The sequence below is a fragment of the Arthrobacter pascens genome (genome assembly GCF_030816475.1).
GTDB classification, from domain to species: Bacteria; Actinomycetota; Actinomycetes; order Actinomycetales; family Micrococcaceae; genus Arthrobacter; species Arthrobacter pascens_B.
Map to the genome: position 1 here is coordinate 2,864,817 of NZ_JAUSXF010000001.1, position 19,713 is coordinate 2,884,529.

Below are 19,713 nucleotides of genomic sequence, written 5' to 3' on the forward strand. Positions count from 1 at the left end.
ATGTTCTTCGGCCGGGGTCGGTGTCGCACCAGTATATTGGCGGCCCCGGGGATTCTACTGGCGTTGCGGGTCGGGTCAGGCTCCAGCGACGAACCCGTAGAGGACAATCGCTACGGGCGAGGCGAAAACGATGGAGTCCAGCCGGTCCATCACCCCACCGTGACCGGGGAGGATGCTGCTCATGTCCTTGATCCCCAGCTCGCGCTTGACCATTGACTCGGCGAGGTCGCCGGCAGTGGATGCCGCGACAAGGCCGACGGCCAGGACCACGCCCACCCACCAGGGCTTGTCCAGGAGGAAGATGCTGGCCAGGACGCCGATCAGTATGGCGCCGGCGATGGAGCCGGCAAACCCTTCCCAGGACTTCTTCGGGCTGATCTTGGGCGCCATCGGGTGTTTCCCCAGCGACGCGCCCACCAGGTAGCCGAAGGTGTCGTTGGAGACCACCAGCAGCAGCATGACGGCCACTTCCCAGGCCCCGTGCGGGACGGTTCCGCCCGGCCACAGGCCAAGCGGGGTGGCTGCTCCTGAAGCATGGAGCGGCAAGGCGGCAAAGCTGATGAAAAAAGGAACCCAGCCGAGGGTGAAGACACCGGCGAAGATGCTGTTGGCCGACCCTGCCGCGCTTTCGACCGAACGCCAGAGCAGCACGGCCACGCAGCTGAGGAGCATGGCGAAAAGAAGGCTCTCCAGCCCGCCGAAGTACGCGGCAAAGGGCATGGCCACTGTCCCGGTCATGACCGGGACAATGGGCATCCGGGTCCCGTTCGCCTCAAGGGCGCGGAAGATCTCCCACACTCCGAAGACAGCAAAGGTGGTGGTGATGGCAACGAAGCCGAGCGGGAGGAAGAGCAGTCCGCAAAGGACCGCGATGAGCATGGCCAGCCCCACCACCGTCGCCGCCGGAAGGTTCCGCCCGGCCTTCGGTGTCGGGTTGCTTCGGGGCAGCTTTCCCCTCGTGCGCGCCCGTTGTGCGGGTGCCTGCTCTGCCTGGCTCATCAGACTTCGAGCAGCTCCGCTTCCTTGCGCTTGAGCAGCTCGTCGATGCCGTCCACGTGGGACTTGGTGAGGGCGTCGAGTTCCTTCTCCGCACGGCTGCCTTCATCTTCGCCGGCCTCGCCGTCCTTGACCAGCCTGTCCAGGGTTTCCTTCGCCTTGCGCCGGATGTTCCGGATGGAGATCTTCGCGTCCTCGCCCTTGGTCTTGACGATCTTGACGTATTCCTTGCGGCGTTCCTGGGTCAGGTCCGGGATGGTGATCCGGATGACGTTGCCGTCGTTGGACGGGTTGGCGCCGACCTCGGAGTCGCTGAGGGCGCGTTCGATGTCCCGCAGTGCGGTCTTGTCAAAGGGCGTAATGAGGATGGTGCGGGCATCCGGAATGGCGAAGGACGCGAGCTGCTGCAGCGGGGTGGGTGAGCCGTAGTAATCCACCAGGACCTTGTTGTAAAGGCCCGGGTTGGCCCGCCCCGTACGGATCGAGGCGAAGTCTTCCTTGGCTACCTCAACAGCCTTGTCCATCTTGTCCTCGGCTTCGAGCAAGGTATCTTCGATCACGGTCTCTCCTCAGAAGTTGGTGCAGTCCGGGATGCCGGGTCCATGCACAAATCGTGGTTCAGTGTTCCTGGTTCCATCCCTGCTCCGTTGCCGGAAGGGAGCGTCCTCAAAACATCCTAGCTGTAGCTAGGCGGTCACCAGCGTGCCCAGCTTCTCGCCGAGGATGGCGCGGGTGACGTTCCCTTCGCCTTCCATGCCGAAGACAACCATGGAGAGGTTGTTGTCCTTGCACATGGTCATCGCTGTCTGGTCCATGACCCGGATGTCGCGACGCAGGGCGTCGTCGTAGCTGAGGGTTTCCAGCCTCTCGGCGGTGGGATCAGTCTTGGGATCGGCGGTGTAAACGGCGTCAACACCGCTCTTGGCCATGAGTACGACGTCCGCGTGGACTTCCAGTGCCCGCTGGGCGGCCACTGTGTCCGTGGAGAAGTAAGGGAGACCGGCGCCGGCACCGAAGATGACCACGCGGCCTTTCTCCATGTGCCGGATGGCGCGGCGGGGAATGTAGGCTTCGGCGACCTGGCCCATGGTGATGGCGCTCTGGACCCGGGTTTCAACGCCGGCCTGCTCCAGGAAGTCCTGCAGCGCCAGGCAGTTCATGACGGTTCCGAGCATGCCCATGTAGTCCGCCCGCGAGCGGTCCATGCCGCTCTGGGAGAGTTCGGCACCGCGGAAGAAGTTGCCTCCGCCGACGACGATGGCAACTTCGACTTCCGGAACGGCGGCGGCGATCTGTTTGGCTACGTCGCGGACGGTGTCGGGATCAACGCCAAGCTTTCCACCGCCGAAGACCTCACCGGACAGCTTGAGGAGAACGCGGCGCCTGGTCTTCTCCGGCTGGACTGAAGTGTTGACGGCTTCCATGGTGCCTTCCCGTTGTTTTACTCTGAGCTAGGTTATCGTGCCGGGGGGCCAAAGGTCTCATCTGACGTTTAGCCCGTGCATGCAAAAGGGGCGGCCACCGAAGTGGCCACCCCCTTGCAGTTTCGACTAGGAGCCGACGCGGAAACGCGCGAATGCGGTCGGCTTGACGCCAGCCTCTTCGAGGACCTGCGCCACGGACTTCTTGGCATCCTTGGCGAATGCCTGGTCTACCAGGACCTCGCCCTTGTAGAAGCCCGTCACGCGGCCTTCCACAATCTTGGTGAGGGCTGCCTCGGGCTTGCCTTCAGCCTTGGCGGTCTCTTCGGCAATGCGGCGCTCGGACTCGACCAGCTCGGACGGAACGTCTTCGCGGGTCAGGTAGTTCGGCGCCATGGCGGCAACATGGACGGCGACGTCGTGTGCGGCGGTGGTAGCGGCTTCGCCTTCACCGTCGACAGCGAACAGAACGCCGACCTGGGCCGGGAGGTCCTTGGACGTCTTGTGCAGGTAGGCGTCAACCGTGCCGCCCTCGATGCGGGAGATGCGGCGGACGACAACCTTTTCGCCCAGGACAGCGCCCTCTTCGACGACGACCTCGGACAGCGGCTTGCCGTCAACAGCGGTTGCCAGCAGGGTGTCGAGGTCGGCTGCGCCGGACTCCACAGCCACGGCCAGGACCTTGTCGGCCAGCTGGATGAACTTGTCGGCTTTGGCAACGAAGTCAGTCTCGCAGTTGACCTCGATCATCACGCCGACACCGTTGGTGACCTTGGCAGCGACCAGGCCCTCGGCGGTGGAACGGCCTTCGCGCTTGGTGGCGCCCTTCAGGCCCTTGATGCGGATGATTTCGATGGCCTTCTCGGCGTCACCGTTGGCTTCGTCAAGAGCCTTCTTGACATCCATCATGCCGGCGCCGGTGCGCTCGCGCAGAGCCTTGATATCAGCGGCAGTGTAGTTCGCCATGTGAACCCCTCTGTCTAGAAAATTTATGTGGTGTACGGACCGACAGGACGGCGGCCCACGAGGTGAGCCGCCATCCTGTCAGGTGCTCCTGCGCTGCGGGCAGCGCCGGAAAATCCGGATGTACTTGTGTTACTTGTCAGCGTCAGCGGCCGGGGTTTCCTCAGCAGCCGGAGCAGCCGGGGCTTCCTCGGCAGCGGCGGGTGCTTCTTCAGCAGCCGGAGCAGCTTCAACGGCCGCAGCCTCTTCAGCCTTGCTGCCTTCGAGGAGCTCGCGCTCCCACTCAGCCAGCGGCTCTTCCGGAGCTTCCGTGGTGCCGGTGGCGCGCTGGTTGCGGGCGATCAGGCCCTCGGCAACAGCGTCAGCAACAACGCGGGTCAGCAGGTTCACGGAGCGGATGGCGTCGTCGTTGCCCGGGATCGGGAAGTCGACTTCGTCAGGATCGCAGTTGGTGTCCAGGATGGCCACCACCGGGATGTTCAGCTTCTTGGCCTCGTCAACAGCAAGGTGTTCCTTCTTGGTGTCCACGATCCAGAGCACCGAAGGCGCCTTGGTCAGGTTGCGGATACCGCCGAGGTTGGTCTCAAGCTTGGTGAGTTCGCGGCGAAGGAGCAGCAGTTCCTTCTTCGTGTATGCGGAACCGGCGACGTCGTCGAAGTCGATCTCTTCCAGTTCCTTCATGCGCTGGATGCGCTTGGAAACGGTCTGGAAGTTGGTCAGCATACCGCCGAGCCAGCGCTGGTTCACGTAGGGCTGGCCGACGCGGGTGGCCTGCTCGGCAATCGCTTCCTGTGCCTGCTTCTTGGTGCCGACGAACAGGACGGTGCCGCCGTGTGCAACGGTGGCCTTGACGAACTCGTAGGCGCGGTCGATGTAGGACAGCGACTGCTGAAGGTCGATGATGTAGATGCCATTGCGTTCCGTGAAGATGAACCGCTTCATCTTCGGGTTCCAACGGCGGGTCTGGTGTCCAAAGTGGACGCCGCTGTCAAGCAGCTGGCGCATAGTTACGACGGGCATGCCGGCGCTCCTTCCGGCAGGTCATTCATGAGAAGGCCCTGAGGCCCTCTTACCCTGCCAATAGTTGACGGTTGTTTTAGCGTGGTCCGGGACGGACCGTGCTCCTGGCATCCTTTGCGCTTCCCATCAGGACCATGGGACCCTGACCGCAGGAGGCGCAATCCTCCTCACACAAAGCCATTGGCTTCAGAGTTGGAGGTCTGGATGCGCGTAGTCAGCCACTGCTCCCCCACACCTCTGAATGAGACGTGCTGACACAGTCCGGTCAGGCGGTTGATACGTCAGGTGTTCACCTTGAGATACAACCGCTGATGCGAAAAGCGTTGAGGGCACAGCAAACTGCTCCACCAAGTGTACTACAGGCCCCTCCTGCCGCCGGACAGCTCCACACCCCGTCCACGTACGGCAGGGAGGGTTTTCCACATGGCCAAAAACGCCACTTTCCGGCTGGAGCCCGCCCGGCCATGCTGGGCAGATGAAAGCCTCCGCCCTCCTCGCCGCACTGCTTCTGCTCCCGGCATCGGTGGCCCCCGCCGGGGAAGTGATGTCCGCGCGGCCAGGGCCGCAAGCGGTCCCTCTTGCCCCTGGCTCCCTTCATGCAGCGCCGCGGGAAACCTGGAAATGGCCGGTGTCCCCGGAGCCTGCTGTAATCCGCGCCTTTGACCCACCGGACAAGCCGTGGATGAGCGGCCATCGCGGGGTGGACCTGGCGGCGGCGCACGACGGCGTTCCTGTCACCTCGCCGGAGGCCGGTACCGTGAGTTTCGCTGGCCTGGTGGTTGACCGGCCGGTGATCACCATCGACCACGGGAACGGTCTCCGCAGCAGCTTTGAGCCCGTCGAGAGCCCCTTGACGGCAGGGGACGTCGTAGCTAAGGGAGACGTCATCGGGACCCTGCTGCCCGGCCACTGCGGGACCGTCGCCTGCCTGCACTGGGGAGTCCGGCGAGGAGATGAGTACGTTAATCCGCTGGAATTCGTACTGGATCTCCGCCCGTCAGTCCTCCTGCCGGTGACAGGTCCCCCCTAGGCTCAAACGATGGCAGAAATGCCCGTGATGGCCCGGCCTGTCACCAGGGTGTTGACCTCGTGCGTTCCCTCATAGGAGTAGATGGCTTCGGCGTCGGCGAAGATCTTCGCCATTTCGAAGTCGGTCACAATGCCGTTCCCTCCCAGGAGGCTGCGGCCGATCGCCACGCTTTCGCGCATGCGCGCTGTGGTGAACGCCTTCGCGAGGGCGGATTGTTCATCCTTCGCCTGCCCGGCGTCCTCAAGCTGTGACAGCCTGACCATCATCCCCATGGAGCTGACGGCATTGCCGAGTATCTGCACCAGCTGGCTCTGGACCAGCTGGAACGAAGCCAGCGGGCGGCCAAACTGATGACGCTCAACGGCATAGCGGCGGGCCACATCAAAGGCTGCCAACTGCTGGCCCACCGCCTGCCAGGCGACAGCCAGCCGGGTGACCTTCAGGACTTTGTTGGTGTCACGGAAACTGTTCGCGTGAGCCAGCTTGAAGAAATCAGGAACCACCACGTTCTCCAGGACGATGTCCGCGTTCTGGACCGTACGCAGGGAGATCTTGTTTTCAATCTTGGTGGCACTGAAGCCTGGAAGGCGGGTATCGACCAGGAAGCCTTTGACCTGGTTGTCGGCCAGGTCACGGGCGTAGATCACAACCCAGTCCGAGAAGGTGGCGTTGCCGATCCAGCGCTTGGCGCCGTTGAGGATCCAGGTATCCCCGTCGCGCCTGGCAGTAGTGCGGGTGCCTCCGGCCACATCGGAACCGCCCAGCGGCTCAGTCAGTCCGAAGGCACCGATCTTCTTGAGCGCATAGATGTCCGGCAGCCAGGCTTCCTGCTGCTCCGGCGAGGCTAGCGCCTCGATGGAACCGGTGAACAGCCCGTCATGAACGCCCATGAACGTGGCGATGGAAGTGTCAGCGCGGGTCACTTCGGCATGGACCAGACCGGCGAACAGGTTGGAGTGGCCCTGCCGCCTCACGGGACTGACCAGGTCGATTTCGGCGAGCCTGGGAATGAGCTCCATCGGAAATTCACCCCGGTTCCAGCAGTCCACAGCGATCGGTCGCACTTCACGGGACAGGAATCCGCGGATCTCCGCGAGCCGGTCCTGCTCCTTCGCGCTGAGCAGTTGCTCAAAGGCAAAGAAGTCACCATCGGCGTACGGAAGGTCGTTGATGTCAATAGCTGTGGTGGGCATGGTCCCTCGCATAGGTCAGCAGTGGCAGGCAGGGTCCGGGGCGCGCGCCCGGCATATGTTACTCGTCAGTAACTTACCGCAGGTGGTGACGGGAACACAAGAAACCGCAACAAAAAACCGTGGCCGGCGTTTTGGCGCCGGCCACGGTTTTCCGCTGTCCGAAGTTGTCCTGCTGTTGGAGGTCTCCCTGGTGTTCAGGGTTTTGTGTAGGGCTACTCGGACTTGAACCGAGGACCTTAGGATTATGAGTCCCGCGCTCTAACCAGCTGAGCTATAGCCCCGTGTGCCCTGCAGCTCCGGTCCGGTGAAGGACTTCAGCTCCTGCGGGGCAAAAACACTCTAGCAAACCGCGGAATGCCTTCAGACCACTTTGTCCTCGAAGCCGGCTCCCCGGTAAAGATCCTCGAAGGTCTGCAGGGTGCCCTGAATGCTGTGCGGTTCCACCAGCCGGCGGCTGGCCTTACCCATGGCTGCACGGTCCTCGGGCGGCAGTTCCAGGATCCTGGTGATCTTGGCGGCCAGATCGTCGCTGTCATTGGGCTTGAACAGATAGCCGTTTTCGCCGTCCCGCACCAGATGCGGCAGTGCCATGGCATCCGCAAGCAGGACGGGCGTTGACGCGGACATCGCCTCGAGCGTGACCAGGGACTGCAACTCGGCAGTTCCGGGCATGCAGAACAAGTCGGCCTTGATGTAGGTCTCGCGGAGCTCGTCGTCGCTCGCCAGGCCGCGGAACTTCACCCGGTCTTCCATTCCGAGCCTTTCCACCAAGGCTTCAAGGGCGGGCCGGACCTCACCTCCGCCGACGATTTCGAGGTGGACGTTCAGCTCAGGAGGCGTCTTGGACACCGCCTTGATCAGGACATCCACATGCTTTTCCTCGGCCAGCCGCCCAACGAAGACCACGACGGGGTGAGGGTTGGGTTCGATGACCTCCCCCGGTTGCAGTTCATAAGCGGAGGAGTCGATGCCGTTGGACAGGGGCAGCACCTTCCGCAGGAAGGCGTGCTGGTGCATCGCTTTTGCCGCCAGCGGGGTGGGGGTGGTGATGACGTCGGCCTGGCCCATGACCTTGCCCATGTCCTTCCACGAGATCCGGCCGATGATGTCCTTGAACCACTGCGGGAACGGCAGGAACGGGTTGAGGTTCTCCGGCATGAAGTGGTTGGTCGCCACGATCCGGATGCCCCGCTTCACGGCTTCATACAGGACATGCTCACCGATCATGTAGTGGCTCTGGATATGCACCACGTCGGGGTTGATGCGGTCGAACAGGAGGCTGATCTCCCTTTTGATTTCCCACGGGAAGCAGATGCGGAAGTACTCGTGGGTGAATACCCCGTGCGAGCGGAGCCGATGCACTGTGGCCTCGGAACGGAATTCGGTGAAGCTCTTGCCGTTGTCCGCCCGGCAGGCCAGCACGTGCACGTTGTGCCCCCGGCCGGTCATTCCCTTGGCCAGGCGGTAGCCGAACTGGGCCGCTCCGTTGAGGTGGGGCGGATAGGTGTCAGCGGCAATCAGGATGGTCAGGGGTCGCTGGTCGTCGGGCGTTGTCACGTGGAGAGCTCCTGATGGTCACGGCGCAGCCAGCTGACGCTGACAGCACCGGTTGGCCGCTGGCACTGTGGCGCCGGGCCTCTTTGCGAAAATCGGTTTAATCGGAAATGGGCTAGTGGGATGCCCTGCCCGCAGCCTTCCTCGCGTCCTTCTTGCGCTTGGTGACCTCGGGGTGGTGCCTGGAGAGGGCGATCACCCCAACGATAGCAAGCGAAGCCGCCGTGGCCATCGCAATCGCCATCACGGCGTGGACGTCCGGCCGCAGTTCCCCCAGGATGACGATGCCGATGGCGATGCCCACAATCGGATCGATAACCGTCAGGCCGGCGATGACCAGGTCCGGCGGTCCGCTCGAGTAAGCATTCTGCACGAACCAGGAACCAAGCCCGCCCGCGGCGGCGATGGCCACCACTGAATACCACTGCACGTTGAGCAGGAACAGACCGTTCGGGTCCAGCAGGTGCTTGCCGATGATGCGGGTCAGGACAGCAACAAAGCCGAACAGGACCCCTGCCCCGAGGATGTAGACGAAGGCACTCATCCGGTGCCTGAACATGGCTGCCAACGTGCCGAACACGCCAACGGCCAGGGCCAGAAGCAGGACGATGGTGAGCTCGTCCTCCGGGCTGACGTGGTGGTTCTCCTGGGTCACGAAGACTGCAAGGACCACGAACAGGGCCGAGCCGGCGACGCAGGCAGAAATGGCCACAACTGTGGCCCTGTTGATTGTCAGGTCCTGGTCCCGCGCGTTGACTACGGTGGTGATGACCAGGGCTATGGCACCAATGGGCTGTACGACCGTCAGCGGCGCAGACACCAGGGCCACGGCGTTCAGCCCCATTCCGGTGCAGAGCAGGAGGACACCGAGCAGCCAGCGGGGGTTCCGCAGCAGGCGCAGGAAGCCGTTGGAGCTCAGGCCCAGCCCGCCGGTATCCGCCTTGACGGCACTCCCCTGCCTCTGCGCGCCGAAGGCAAGGAAAAAGGCGCCTAGCACCGCCAGCAGGACAGCAAACCACACCATCAGGCGGTCCCGCCGTCGTGATCCGGTTGCCGCATCCTGCCCTTTTGCAGGATGGCCCAGAAATAGTTGTACGCGGCAATCCAATGCCCGGCCAGGCCAAGCCCCAACACAATCCAGGCGGCAACATACAGTGCACCGGAAACTGCGGAATCCAACCGTGACAGGACCAGCAGTGGTGTCCCAAGGAGCAGGAGGCCGGTGCGGATCTTCCCGATGCGGCTCACTGGCAGGTCCGGATGTCCGCCGAAGAAGGACAGCGTCAGCGCCAGCAGGACAGCGTCGGGAACCACCAGGGCGGCCAGGTAAAGCCAGTTCACCACGCCGGCAATCACCAAGGTGACCGCCACAGCGATCAGCGCCAGCCGGTCTGCGACGGGATCCATGATGCGGCCAAGGTTGGATGCCTGGTCGAAACGGCGTGCCACGTAGCCGTCAATCCAGTCTGTGCCGGCCATCACTGCCAGGACCACTACCGAGAGACCGTAATCCTTCTGTGCCAGGACCAGCCAAATGAAGAGCGGCACTCCCATGAAGCGCAGAACGGTGAGCATATTGGGGATGGTGAAGACAAGGTCGCGATTGACCTCCGGGCGCCCAGGACGGGAGCCGGCACCGATAAACCTCATCCCGTCCCCCTTCCTTCCCGCAGCCTCTGAGGGCGTGAGTGGTTCCTGTTGTGAGTGGACCGGTGTCCGGGCCCTTGTCCGGGGCAACGCCGTGCAGCCGGTGTACGTGTTAGTTGTCCTTCAGGAGCTTACGCAACAGCACCACAAATACTGTGGCTGCAGCGGCGAAGGCCGCAAGCGGCTTCCAACGCGGTCCGGACTCGCCGGAGGCGTCCTTCATTGCGGCAATCTTTTGTCCGGCGAATGCCGAGGCACGGTTCACCAGCAACCGGCCCTCCCGTAGCTGGTCCTGCGCTGCTCCAAGCACATATTGGGTCTGTGCCTTGACGTCGAGTTCCGTGTCCAGCTCGTCGCGGACCTCACCCAGGTGGCGCCGTCGCAGATTCAGGCGGCGGTGCAGCTCAGGTTCGGAAGCATGCGGGAACTCCTTGTCATGGGCCTCGGCCTTTGCCTGCTTCTCGGCCTTGGCCTTCGCCGCAGCTTCATCCTTGGCCGCCTTGGCTGCCTTCGCTTCCGGACTCGCCGGGTCGAGGAGTGCGGCATTGAAGTCCGAGCCCTCCTTGGCAATCCCCAAGTCGTGCTTGATCCCCCGGATGGCCTCCTCCGGAACCAGCGGCATGGCCTTCTTGAATTTCCGGACGCCGATCAGGGCACCGATCAAGGCAACGAGCAGGAAGGCTGCGCTGACCAGCAGCGCTGCCAGCCACGCCGGCATGACAGTGGCGAGACCCATGATCGCTGCAACGATCAGCCCCACGACCAGGAAGACGGCAAAAATAAGGGCGACGGCGAAGAAAGCCGCAGCCACACCGAGCTGGATGCCCTTGCGCTTGATCTCGACCTTGGCGAGGGCGATCTCGTCATTAAGCTGGCGAGGGGCCAGCCGGAAAAGGAGTTTAAGCGTCCTGGGCAGCGCGGTGATGCGCAGCCCCTGGCTGGTCCGCCCGCTGTGACGTCCGCTCATCGGTTCCGCCTTACTGGTTACATGGTCGATTCGGCTTACGTGTCTGCGGAGAGTGTGCTGTACAGTCCCCGCCACAAAGCTATCATTCAGGTTCAGGCCGAACTTCGGGGCTTACCGTGCGGCGTGCCCTCCAACGCTGTAAATGAAAACTGTTCCGGGCCTAGGATTGTTCTCCGTGACCAATTCCCCCAATCCGGGCGATTTACTGAGCCGCCGCCGGAAACTTCTGTACATCCTCCTGCTTGGCGCCCTTACCGCCCTGGGCCCCTTTACGATCGACCTGTACCTCCCTGCGTTTCCCGCTCTGGAAACCAGCCTGGGCGTAACCGAGGCGCAGGTGCAGCTGACCCTGGCCGGCACCACAGTCGGCTTCGCCCTGGGCCAGTTGGTGGTGGGTCCCTTCAGCGACAAGTTCGGCCGGCGGGGACCCCTGATCCTGGCCACGGCCGTGCATATCATCGCTTCGGTGGGCGCCGCGCTCTCCACCGATATTGCCACCCTGGGACTGTTCCGGATTCTGATGGGCGTGGGCGCGGCCGGCGGCGGGGTGGTTGCCATGGCCATGGTCCGGGACCTCTTCTCCGGGTATGCGATGGTCCGGATGTTCTCGCGGATGGCACTCGTGAACGGCCTGGCTCCGATCCTGGCCCCGGTCATCGGCTCGCAGCTTCTCCTGGTGATGCCTTGGCCCGGCATCTTTGTGTTCCTCGCCTCGTACGCCGCACTGGTGATCGTGGCCGCGCTCTTCCTGGTCCGCGAAACCCTGCCCCCGGAAAAGCGCGGCCAGTCAGGCATGACCGCCCGGCAGCGGTACACGGTCCTCTTCACCGACCGGATCTTCGTCGGGCTCCTGCTGCTGGGCGGGATGAACTTCGCCGGCCTGTTCACGTACCTTTCCGCATCGCCGTTCCTCTTCCAGGACGTTTTCGGCTTCTCACCCCAGCAGTACGGCCTCCTGTTCGGCATCAACTCGCTGGGCATCGTCGCCGGGGTGCAGACAAGCGCGAGGCTGATCAGACGTGTACCGCCGCAATGGATCCTTGCCGGTTCCACCGCATGGATGTTCCTGATGGCTGTGCTGATCGTGATCTTCGACCAGCTGGGCCTGGGGTTATGGGGCGTCATGGTGCCGCTATGGTTCTACATCCTGGGCACGGGCTTCACCTTTCCCTGCGTCCAGGTCCTGGCGCTGGCCAGCCACGGCGCACAAGCCGGAACTGCGGCTTCCCTGCTGGGTGCCGCCACCTTCCTGATGGCCGGCCTCATATCTCCCGTGGTGGGGTGGCTGGGCATCCAGAGCGCCACTCCCATGGGTGCTGTGCAGGCCGCCTGCATCCTGCTCTCGATCAGTGCCCTGTGGCTCGTGGTTAAGCCCCGCACTGTCCCGTCAATTCATTAGGCCCGTCAATTCATTAGGCCCATCCGTCATTAGGCCGTCCATTCACTAGGGTGGAACGATGAAACGCAAACCGCACCGGAACCGGCGGGGACTCTTCGTCGGGGCGGTGCTGGGCGCCGTCGTAGGCTATTTCGCCGGCCGCGCACTGGGCAGTCCCGGCATCGGGATCATCCTGGGGACGCTGGCAGGCTCGGCCCTGCTGTACCGGATCAACCCCGGCCCTTGGAACCTCCCCTGACCATCCTCCGGCCCTCTCCGGACCCGGCGCCGTTCCGGCCCTGGCGAAGCGCGCCACCCTGGCCGTTGCGCCCGGCTACCACTGCCGCCCGGGACCATTAGAGCGATAAAATGATTCCGTGCCCAGCTGGCAGGACCAACCGCCACTTCCGGCCACGTGGCAACGGTGCGACTCCGGCATTTTGCCTCTGTGGTGGGAGCGCCTGTGTGCCCAGACCGGTCAGCAGTCGGCTGCGCTCTACGCTGCGGGGCTGTTCACCGAAGACAGGCGGCGGCCTATCGCCCAATGGTTCAACCCCGCGTTCAATGCCGCACTCCTGGTAGCCCCGGAGACCTCGCCTGAGTGGCCAGTGCAGCGTTTCGGCATCTTCTACGCTCCACCGGACACCGGCTTCGTACGCGTGCACTCCGCACCCCACGAATGGCATCCCCGCGAGCCGCGCAAGTCGCCCACGGAGCGTGAGGCGTTCCTTGCAGCGATCGCCGAAGCCGAGCGCTTCCTGCAGGTGGAGATGGATTTCGTCTGACACGTCGCGCCCGACAAGCGGCGGCGGCCTCCCGAACAAGCACCGGCAACCAAAGCAAAGATCCCCGTCCTCACACTTGAGGACGGGGATCTTCGGGGTTTGCTCCTCCTGCTGGACTTGAACCAGCAACCCTTCGATTAACAGTCGAATGCTCTGCCAATTGAGCTAAGGAGGAATGAAGCAGGTATGACCTTAGCAAAGGTTCCACGGCTATGGGAAATCGGCGGCGGAACGGGAGTAAATACCCGCCTGGGGTATAAAAAAACCCCGTTCCGGACATCCGGAACGGGGGCTGCGCGCTCCTCCTGCTGGACTTGAACCAGCAACCCTTCGATTAACAGTCGAATGCTCTGCCAATTGAGCTAAGGAGGAATGAAGCGGCTACAAGCCTAGCAAGGCCCAGCGGGGATGTGAAATCGGAAGTGAATCGGGAACCAAAAGCGCGAGCTAAAAGCGGATCGCGGCCAGCGTCCTGCGGGAGTCCGCCGTCCCCTGCACAAGTCGTGTTCTATGCGTCGGACCGCAGTGCCCGGCGCTCCATTTCCAGAATCATCAGTTCCCGGTTCAACCGCTGGAACTCCTCAGGATCGGCCGCAGGGTCCAGCCGCTGCAACTGTCCCATCTTGTCCGCCTTCACCCGCGTGATCTGCAGCTCGAACAGCCGCGCCAGGATATCCCTGCAGTACTTCTGGACGGCCTCCTCGGTGCTTGCCGGAAGGGGGACCACCGCGAGCTCGGAAACCAGCGGCCGGAGCGGTTCCGGCACTTCATCCATGACCTGCTCAACCCAGCGCACAGGGTCACCGATGAGCCCGGGTCCTGAAGCCCGCATGGCATCATGGACGGCCTGGAACGCCGGTGTGATGAATCTCGCAGCCGAGAAACGTTCCCAGATGCCGCCTCCCAGGAGTGCGGGCTCCTGCAGCGCCACCTCCAGTGCCTGCCGTTCCATGGACGCGACGGGGTCGCGCGGGTCCGGACGGTGGAAGGAAGGGACAGCGCCCGACGCCGGTCCTTGCGCAACGCCGGGTCCGCCGGGTTGCGCCGGCCTCCCCTGGGCCTGGACACCGGCGGCAGCAGGGTTGCCAGGGCCCGCCTGGTCGCCGCGTTTGACCGCGGCGTTGACCATCCGCAGCACCTCGTTGGGATCCGGCATTCCCAGCCAGCCGGTCAACGCCTGGCAATAGCCTGTCCTCGTGGAGGCGTCCCTGATGGCCGCCACTACCGGCACCGAGGCCTTCAGGCCCTGCACCCGCCCTTCCACAGTGTCCAGGTTGAACTGCTTGAGCGTGGTGCGGATGGCGAATTCGAACAGTGGCCGGCGCGACTGAACCAGCGCGTGGACTGCCTCGTCGCCTTTGCTCTGGCGCAGGTCGCAGGGGTCGGCGCCGGTGGGCTCTACCGCAACATAAGTCTGTGCAGTGAAGCGCTGGTCCTCTTCGAAGGCCCGCAGGGCCGCCTTCTGCCCGGCGGCGTCGCCGTCGAAGGTGAAGATGACTTCTCCCCCGGTGCCGTCGTCGGACAGCAGGCGGCGGGCGATCTTGATGTGTTCGGTGCCGAACGCTGTACCGCAGGTGGCCACCGCCGTCGGGATTCCAGCCAGGTGGCAGGCCATCACGTCCGTGTAGCCTTCAACCACCACGAGCTGCCGGTCCTTGGCGATGTTGCGCTTGGCGAGGTCGATGCCATAAAGGACCTGGGATTTCTTGTAGAGCGTGGTCTCCGGGGTGTTGAGGTATTTGGGTCCCTGATCATCCTCGTAGAGCTTGCGGGCGCCGAAGCCAATGGTGTCCCCGGCGATATCCCGGATAGGCCAGATCAGGCGGCCCCGGAACCGGTCATAAATGCCCCGATTGCCCTCGGAAAACATTCCTGTCAGCTTGAGTTCCTGGTCGGTAAAGCCCCGCCCCCTGAGGTGTTTGAGCAGCGCATCCCAGCCCTGCGGCGCGTAGCCCACTCCGAACTGTTCGGCGGCAGCCCGGTCAAAGCCGCGGCCGTGCAGGAAACTGCGGCCCTCTGCGGCGCCGGGAGTGAGCAGCTGGGCACGGAAGAACTCGTCGGCAATCTTGTGCGCGTCCAGGAGCCGTTGCCGCTTGCCCACTTCCTCGCGGTTGGGGCCGGTGCCGCCGTCTTCGTAGCGGAGCTCGTAGCCGATGCGGGCGGCCAGTTTCTCCACTGCCTCCTGGAAGGAGGTGTGGTCCTGCTTCTGCACAAAGGCGATGACGTCGCCGTCCTCGCCGCAGCCAAAGCAGTGGTACCTGCCTACCTGCGGGCGGACTGTGAAGGACGGTGACCGCTCGTCGTGGAAAGGGCACAGGCCCTTGAACGTTCCCAGCCCGGCACCCTTGAGCGTGACGTAGCCGTCAACCACTTCCTTGATGTCCGTGCGCTGGCGTACTTCGTCGATATCTTCACGTTTGATCAGGCCAGCCACAGAGTAATCCTAATGCGGGGGTACGACGGCGGTAGCCACCTTCCGGCGATCCTCACCACAGCGACGGCAGGCTGCCGACCAGCCGTTCATACATTGCCAGGGCGGACACGTCGGTCAGCGAGGCGACCTGGTCGATCACCACCCTGAGCCGGGCGCCGTCGTCGGGAGCGTCCCGCCAGTCAGCCGCGAACATCGGTTCCAGGTGCCGGTCCCCCGTGGCGCTGAGGGCGGTGACCAGGGCGTGCAGCACTTCGCGCTGGCGCTCATAGATGGGCTGCCGGTGTTCGGTGGTCATCACGAAGGTGGTGGCCAGGCCTTTCATGACGGCGATTTCCATCACTGTCTCGTCCGGGACCATCAGCTGGGCGTTATAGCGGGTGAGGTTTTCGGGGCCGTACACGGCGCGGGTGGTTTCCAGTGCGCTCTGGCAGAACCGGCCGATCAGCTGGCTGGTCATGTTCTTCAGGGCAGCCATGGATTTGCGGCTGCCATCGGCTTCCCGGACCCAGACATCGGTTGCCTCGAGCCGGGCGAGGGCGGCGTCGATCGCGGCGGGGTCATTGTGCGGGAGGTACCACTGCTTGGCGTAGCCCACCACGCGGGCGCGGTGGTCCGGGTTGTCCATCCAGCGCAGCTGGAAGTGCCCGGCCACGATCGCGTCCTCGACGTCGTGCACTGAGTAGGAGATGTCGTCTGCGAGGTCCATGACCTGTGCCTCCAGGCAGGACCGGCGCACCGGCGCTCCCTCCCTGATCCAGGTGAAGATGGGCAGGTCGTCCTCATAGGCGCCGAACTTGCTGGTGCGCTGCCCGTGGATCACGGGAGCCTCCAGTGCGGACCACGGGTACTTCGCCGCGGCATCGAGGCTGGCGCGGGTGAGGTTCAGCCCCGCGGGGCTGCCGTCCGGGGCCAGGACTTTTGGCTCGAGGCGGGTGAGCAGCCGGAGGGTCTGGGCGTTCCCCTCGAACCCGCCGATGGCGTGCGCCACCTCGTTCAGGGCCGATTCGCCGTTATGCCCAAAGGGCGGGTGCCCGAGGTCATGGCTGAGGCACGCTGTGTCCACCACGTCCGGATCGCAGCCCAGGGCGCGGCCCAGTTCGCGGCCCACCTGTGCCACTTCCAGGCTGTGCGTCAGGCGGGTCCGGACAAAGTCGTCGGTGTCGGGGGCCACCACCTGCGTCTTGGCACCGAGGCGGCGCAGGGCCGAGGAATGCAGCACCCTTGCCCGGTCTCGCTCGAAGTCGGAACGGTAGGTGCTTTTGGGCGGCTCCTCCACCCAGCGGGCGAAGTCATGGGCTTCGTAGCCGGGCAGGACAGGTGCGCTGGTACGGGTTTCAGCCACCGGAAACATCCAGTTCCGCAGCCGAGATGTCCCGGGACTGGGCGTCGTTGAGGGCGCGCGAGTCGAGCCAGTCCTTGGGCAGCGCCGGCTTCTTGGGCGAGCCGGCACGTCCGCGGGGGCCTTCCGCGTCGACGCCTGGATATGGCGAGTCCAGGTCCAGTTCGTCCAGGGTCTCCCTGAGCCCCTCGAGAGTTGCCACCATGGCCAGCCTGGTGCGCAGTTCGCTGCCGACAACGTAGCCCTTGAAGTACCAGGCCATGTGCTTGCGGATCTCGCGGAGCGCCTTGCCTTCGTCGCCGCCGAAGGTTTCGATCATGAGCTGGGCGTGCCGGTACACGCCTTCCGCCACCTGGCGAAGGGCCGGCTTGTGGCGCTCATCGCTGCCCTCGAAAGCCGCCATCAGGTCCCCGAACAGCCACGGGCGACCTTGGCAGCCGCGGCCAATCACGACTCCGTCAACCCCGGTTTCACGGACCATGCGGACGGCATCTTCTGCGGACCAGATGTCCCCGTTGCCCAGGACGGGGATGTCCGGGAGCGCTTCGCGCAGGCGTGCAATGGCTGTCCAGTCCGCCTGTCCGGAATAGAACTGCGCCGCGGTGCGGCCGTGGAGTGCGACGGCGGCCACGCCGGCATCGCGGGCGATCCTCCCGGCGTCGAGGTACGTCAGGTGGTCTTCGTCGATGCCCTTGCGCATCTTGATGGTGAGCGGCACGTTGCCCTTGGAGGCTTCCCTGACCGCAGTCTGGACGATGGAGGTGAAAAGGTCGATCTTCCAGGGCAACGCCGAGCCGCCGCCGCGCCGGGTGACCTTGGGAACGGGGCAGCCGAAGTTCAGGTCGATGTGGTCCGCACGGTCCTCCTCGACGAGCATCCGTACGGCCTGGCCCACGGTGACCGGATCCACGCCGTACAGCTGGACGGAGCGGACCTTCTCGTCGTCGTCGTGCGAAATGATCCGAAGCGATTCCGGGGTGCGTTCCACCAGCGCGCGGGAGGTGACCATTTCCGCGACGTACATGCCGCCGCCGTATTCACGGCACAAGCGACGGAAGGCGGAGTTGGTGATGCCCGCCATGGGGGCAAGGATCACGGGGGTGTCCACCGTGATGGGGCCCAGCTTCAGGGGAGGGAGTTCCAGCTTGGGGGCAGGAGGCGTTGCTACAACAGTCACCTGTCCATTGTCGCAAAGCCGGGCAAATCGGCGCGCCCGGCGGGTCCTGCCCCCTGGCTGTCCATGCCAATCCGCAAAGCAGTTAGGCCTAAAGCAGCCAGCCGTTGTCGGCTGCGATCCTTGCGGCTTCGGCTCTGGTCCGGCCGCCGGTCTTGGCCATCGCGGCCGACAGGTAGTTCCGGACGGTTCCTTCCGACAGGATGGCTGCCTTGGCGATGTCCGCGACTGTCCCTCCGCCGGACGCCGCCCGGAGCACGTCCGCTTCACGCTCGCTCAGCGGACTGTCCCCGGAAGCCAGCGACTCGGCCGCGAGCGCCGGATCGACGACACGCAGGCCCATATGTACCCGGCGTACCGCCTCGGCGAGTTGCCGCGCAGGCGTGTCCTTCACCACGAACCCGGAGGCTCCCGCCAACATGGCGCGCTTGAGGTATCCGGGCCGGCCGAAGGTGGTAACCATCAGGACGCGACAGGACGGCGCCGCCCGTCGGACGGCTGCCGCCGCCCTGATGCCGTCCAGGCCGGGCATCTCGACGTCGAGCATCGCCACATCGGCCGAATGCTCGACGACGGCGGCCGCCACTCCGGCTCCGTCGCCCAGCTCTGCCACCACCTCGATGTCGGGTTCCAGCCCGAGCAGGGCGGCGAGGGCTCCCCGCACGAGGGCCTGATCGTCTGCAATTACCAACCGGATGCTCATACGTCGACCTCCAATCTGAAACCACCCATGTCACTGATGCCAATGCTGAGCGTTCCCCCGGCGGTACCCACCCGTTCACGGATACCTGACAGCCCGGTGCCGAAGGCGGCACCGGAAACGGGACCGACACCATCGTCTTCCACCACGACAGTAGATGCCGTCAGCCCGACGCGGCAGCGCGCGGCGCCCGAGTGCCGCAGGACGTTTGTCACCCCTTCCCGGAGTATCCAGCCGAAGAGCTCGCGATGCCGGGATGGCACCAGATCCGCCGTCCCCGGGAGTTCAGCGTCGATCCCGGCCGACTCCAAGGCATTCCTCGCCACGGCGAGCTCAGCCAGTACGTTGACACCGCGATAGCCGGCCACCGTGGCACGGATGTCGGCGAGCGCACCCCGGGCAAGATCCTGAACCGCGGTGATCTCTGCCGCGGCCCTGGCCCCGGCGGGATTCGCGGGAGCCTCTTCCAGCATTCGCCCCGCGAGCTCTGCCTTGATGGCTATCACCGTCAGGGAGTGGCCCAGGATGTCATGCATGTCCCGGGCCATCCTGCTCCGTTCGGCGGCGACGGCGGTGTCCGCCAGTTCTGTCTGCGCCGCCCGAAGACGGGCAGTCTGCCGGATCAGCCTGCCAAAGGCTGACATCATCAGCCCCAAGGACAGCACCAGGGCAGGCTGCGTGAACGTCTGGTGCAGGTTTCCGGCCATGACCTGGGCGGCCAGGGATGCTGCCGACAGGCCGATGATCAGGGCAAGGTCCAGGCGCCGCGGAAGGGCCGTCATGGCGATGGCGCAGGAGAGGAACGGCCATGTCCACAATGCTTCTGTCCCCATCATGGCAATGATCGCCACGTTCAGGGCCAGCAGGGTGCAGACGGTTGCGATGCCCGTCCGGACTCCCCTGCGCCAGCTGATCGGGGGAAGGAAGGCGTATGCGGCAAAGAATGCGACCAGCAGGGCGGAGGACACGGCCTTCCAGCCGAGGGGCTCCTCCACGGACCACACGAGGTCCCAGGTGGGCCATGCCCATAGGAGGATCGAGAAGCCCGCGCCGACAATCCAGCCGCGCGGCCCTCGCCGGCCTGCTGTCATCGTCTCTGTCATCGTCTCTGC

At 64.5% G+C, this 19,713-nt stretch carries 19 protein-coding genes and 3 tRNA genes; 4 read left to right on the top strand and 18 right to left on the bottom strand.

All coding sequences use genetic code 11. From position 1 onward, the window contains the following. Positions 1 to 75: 75 nt before the first annotated feature. From QFZ40_RS13170 to rpsB, 5 genes are all read right to left on the bottom strand, one after another. Positions 76 to 999, bottom strand: a complete 924-nt coding sequence (locus tag QFZ40_RS13170; protein WP_306904904.1) for a phosphatidate cytidylyltransferase — start codon at positions 997 to 999, stop codon at positions 76 to 78. Continuing rightward, a complete protein-coding gene (gene frr / locus QFZ40_RS13175; protein ID WP_306904905.1) occupies positions 999 to 1,556 on the bottom strand; it encodes a ribosome recycling factor in 558 nt (185 codons plus the stop codon). The genes QFZ40_RS13170 and frr overlap by 1 nt, the downstream gene beginning before the upstream one ends. Positions 1,557 to 1,682: 126 nt before the next feature. After that, positions 1,683 to 2,420: a UMP kinase gene (pyrH, locus tag QFZ40_RS13180; RefSeq protein ID WP_306904906.1), complete on the bottom strand. Its 738-nt coding sequence runs from the start codon at positions 2,418 to 2,420 to the stop codon at positions 1,683 to 1,685. A 126-nt stretch (positions 2,421 to 2,546) separates the two neighbouring features. Continuing rightward, complete coding sequence (tsf, locus tag QFZ40_RS13185; RefSeq protein WP_306904907.1) at positions 2,547 to 3,383, bottom strand: translation elongation factor Ts; 837 nt, start codon at positions 3,381 to 3,383, stop codon at positions 2,547 to 2,549. 129 nt (positions 3,384 to 3,512) lie between these two features. Beyond that, entirely contained in the window at positions 3,513 to 4,400 is an 888-nt protein-coding gene (gene rpsB / locus QFZ40_RS13190; RefSeq protein WP_306904908.1) for a 30S ribosomal protein S2, read from the bottom strand. Positions 4,401 to 4,875: 475 nt separating this feature from the next. Here rpsB and QFZ40_RS13195 point away from each other — a divergent pair, with 475 nt between their 5' ends. Then, positions 4,876 to 5,430, top strand: coding sequence for a M23 family metallopeptidase (locus QFZ40_RS13195; RefSeq protein ID WP_306904909.1), 555 nt, complete (start codon positions 4,876 to 4,878; stop codon positions 5,428 to 5,430). Between the two features lie 2 nt (positions 5,431 to 5,432). Here the strand turns inward: QFZ40_RS13195 and QFZ40_RS13200 are convergent, their stop codons facing one another. From QFZ40_RS13200 to QFZ40_RS13225, 6 genes are all read right to left on the bottom strand, one after another. Next, positions 5,433 to 6,623, bottom strand: a complete 1,191-nt coding sequence (locus QFZ40_RS13200; RefSeq protein ID WP_306904910.1) for an acyl-CoA dehydrogenase family protein — start codon at positions 6,621 to 6,623, stop codon at positions 5,433 to 5,435. Between the two features lie 207 nt (positions 6,624 to 6,830). Further along, a tRNA-Ile gene (locus tag QFZ40_RS13205) sits at positions 6,831 to 6,904 on the bottom strand. 79 nt (positions 6,905 to 6,983) lie between these two features. After that, positions 6,984 to 8,180, bottom strand: a complete 1,197-nt coding sequence (locus QFZ40_RS13210) for a glycosyltransferase (RefSeq protein ID WP_306904911.1) — start codon at positions 8,178 to 8,180, stop codon at positions 6,984 to 6,986. A gap of 112 nt (positions 8,181 to 8,292) precedes the next feature. Then, positions 8,293 to 9,201 carry a DMT family transporter gene (locus tag QFZ40_RS13215; RefSeq protein WP_306904912.1) on the bottom strand — a complete coding sequence of 303 codons (909 nt, stop codon included), beginning with the start codon at positions 9,199 to 9,201 and terminating at the stop codon, positions 8,293 to 8,295. Continuing rightward, positions 9,201 to 9,827, bottom strand: coding sequence for a CDP-alcohol phosphatidyltransferase family protein (locus tag QFZ40_RS13220; protein WP_306904913.1), 627 nt, complete (start codon positions 9,825 to 9,827; stop codon positions 9,201 to 9,203). Before QFZ40_RS13220 ends, QFZ40_RS13215 begins: the two co-directional genes overlap by 1 nt. A gap of 109 nt (positions 9,828 to 9,936) precedes the next feature. After that, on the bottom strand, positions 9,937 to 10,791 hold the full coding sequence (locus tag QFZ40_RS13225; RefSeq protein ID WP_306904914.1) for a phage holin family protein: 855 nt from the start codon (positions 10,789 to 10,791) through the stop codon (positions 9,937 to 9,939). 142 nt (positions 10,792 to 10,933) lie between these two features. On the opposite strand from QFZ40_RS13225, the gene QFZ40_RS13230 reads away from it, so the two are divergent. The 3 genes from QFZ40_RS13230 to QFZ40_RS13240 all read left to right on the top strand — a co-directional run bounded on the left by QFZ40_RS13230 (position 10,934) and on the right by QFZ40_RS13240 (position 12,954). Continuing rightward, entirely contained in the window at positions 10,934 to 12,190 is a 1,257-nt protein-coding gene (locus QFZ40_RS13230; protein ID WP_373427432.1) for a multidrug effflux MFS transporter, read from the top strand. Positions 12,191 to 12,248: 58 nt separating this feature from the next. Continuing rightward, entirely contained in the window at positions 12,249 to 12,428 is a 180-nt protein-coding gene (locus QFZ40_RS13235; protein WP_306904916.1) for a hypothetical protein, read from the top strand. A gap of 118 nt (positions 12,429 to 12,546) precedes the next feature. Further along, a complete protein-coding gene (locus QFZ40_RS13240) occupies positions 12,547 to 12,954 on the top strand; it encodes a hypothetical protein (protein WP_306904917.1) in 408 nt (135 codons plus the stop codon). Positions 12,955 to 13,056: 102 nt separating this feature from the next. Here QFZ40_RS13240 and QFZ40_RS13245 read toward each other — a convergent pair. The 7 genes from QFZ40_RS13245 to QFZ40_RS13275 all read right to left on the bottom strand — a co-directional run bounded on the left by QFZ40_RS13245 (position 13,057) and on the right by QFZ40_RS13275 (position 19,704). Continuing rightward, a tRNA-Asn gene (locus tag QFZ40_RS13245) sits at positions 13,057 to 13,129 on the bottom strand. A gap of 124 nt (positions 13,130 to 13,253) precedes the next feature. Continuing rightward, positions 13,254 to 13,326 (bottom strand) — tRNA-Asn (locus QFZ40_RS13250). A gap of 136 nt (positions 13,327 to 13,462) precedes the next feature. Further along, the gene (gene dnaG / locus QFZ40_RS13255) at positions 13,463 to 15,388 is read right to left on the bottom strand and encodes a DNA primase (protein WP_306904919.1); all 1,926 of its coding nucleotides are present in this window, start codon (positions 15,386 to 15,388) and stop codon (positions 13,463 to 13,465) included. Positions 15,389 to 15,440: 52 nt separating this feature from the next. Then, a complete protein-coding gene (locus QFZ40_RS13260; RefSeq protein WP_306904920.1) occupies positions 15,441 to 16,739 on the bottom strand; it encodes a deoxyguanosinetriphosphate triphosphohydrolase in 1,299 nt (432 codons plus the stop codon). Further along, on the bottom strand, positions 16,723 to 17,904 hold the full coding sequence (dusB, locus tag QFZ40_RS13265; protein ID WP_306904921.1) for a tRNA dihydrouridine synthase DusB: 1,182 nt from the start codon (positions 17,902 to 17,904) through the stop codon (positions 16,723 to 16,725). The genes QFZ40_RS13260 and dusB overlap by 17 nt, the downstream gene beginning before the upstream one ends. Before the next feature lie 88 nt (positions 17,905 to 17,992). Then, positions 17,993 to 18,604 (bottom strand): response regulator transcription factor, encoded by a 612-nt coding sequence (locus QFZ40_RS13270; RefSeq protein WP_306904922.1) that lies wholly within the window; start codon positions 18,602 to 18,604, stop codon positions 17,993 to 17,995. Then, complete coding sequence (locus tag QFZ40_RS13275; RefSeq protein ID WP_306904923.1) at positions 18,601 to 19,704, bottom strand: sensor histidine kinase; 1,104 nt, start codon at positions 19,702 to 19,704, stop codon at positions 18,601 to 18,603. The genes QFZ40_RS13270 and QFZ40_RS13275 overlap by 4 nt, the downstream gene beginning before the upstream one ends. Between the last annotated feature and the right edge of the window lie 9 nt (positions 19,705 to 19,713).

What these genes read in the sequence shown, in the direction of transcription:
- QFZ40_RS13275 (WP_306904923.1), bottom strand. Translation starts at nt 19,704, where the DNA reads ATGACAGAGACGATGACAGCAGGCCGGCGAGGGCCGCGCGGCTGGATT.
- QFZ40_RS13215 (WP_306904912.1), bottom strand. Translation starts at nt 9,201, where the DNA reads ATGGTGTGGTTTGCTGTCCTGCTGGCGGTGCTAGGCGCCTTTTTCCTT.
- QFZ40_RS13195 (WP_306904909.1), top strand. Translation starts at nt 4,876, where the DNA reads ATGAAAGCCTCCGCCCTCCTCGCCGCACTGCTTCTGCTCCCGGCATCG.
- QFZ40_RS13220 (WP_306904913.1), bottom strand. Translation starts at nt 9,827, where the DNA reads ATGAGGTTTATCGGTGCCGGCTCCCGTCCTGGGCGCCCGGAGGTCAAT.
- QFZ40_RS13200 (WP_306904910.1), bottom strand. Translation starts at nt 6,623, where the DNA reads ATGCCCACCACAGCTATTGACATCAACGACCTTCCGTACGCCGATGGT.
- QFZ40_RS13260 (WP_306904920.1), bottom strand. Translation starts at nt 16,739, where the DNA reads ATGTTTCCGGTGGCTGAAACCCGTACCAGCGCACCTGTCCTGCCCGGC.
- QFZ40_RS13225 (WP_306904914.1), bottom strand. Translation starts at nt 10,791, where the DNA reads ATGAGCGGACGTCACAGCGGGCGGACCAGCCAGGGGCTGCGCATCACC.
- QFZ40_RS13235 (WP_306904916.1), top strand. Translation starts at nt 12,249, where the DNA reads ATGAAACGCAAACCGCACCGGAACCGGCGGGGACTCTTCGTCGGGGCG.
- pyrH (WP_306904906.1), bottom strand. Translation starts at nt 2,420, where the DNA reads ATGGAAGCCGTCAACACTTCAGTCCAGCCGGAGAAGACCAGGCGCCGC.
- tsf (WP_306904907.1), bottom strand. Translation starts at nt 3,383, where the DNA reads ATGGCGAACTACACTGCCGCTGATATCAAGGCTCTGCGCGAGCGCACC.
- QFZ40_RS13270 (WP_306904922.1), bottom strand. Translation starts at nt 18,604, where the DNA reads ATGAGCATCCGGTTGGTAATTGCAGACGATCAGGCCCTCGTGCGGGGA.
- QFZ40_RS13230 (WP_373427432.1), top strand. Translation starts at nt 10,934, where the DNA reads ATGAAAACTGTTCCGGGCCTAGGATTGTTCTCCGTGACCAATTCCCCC.
- QFZ40_RS13170 (WP_306904904.1), bottom strand. Translation starts at nt 999, where the DNA reads ATGAGCCAGGCAGAGCAGGCACCCGCACAACGGGCGCGCACGAGGGGA.
- rpsB (WP_306904908.1), bottom strand. Translation starts at nt 4,400, where the DNA reads ATGCCCGTCGTAACTATGCGCCAGCTGCTTGACAGCGGCGTCCACTTT.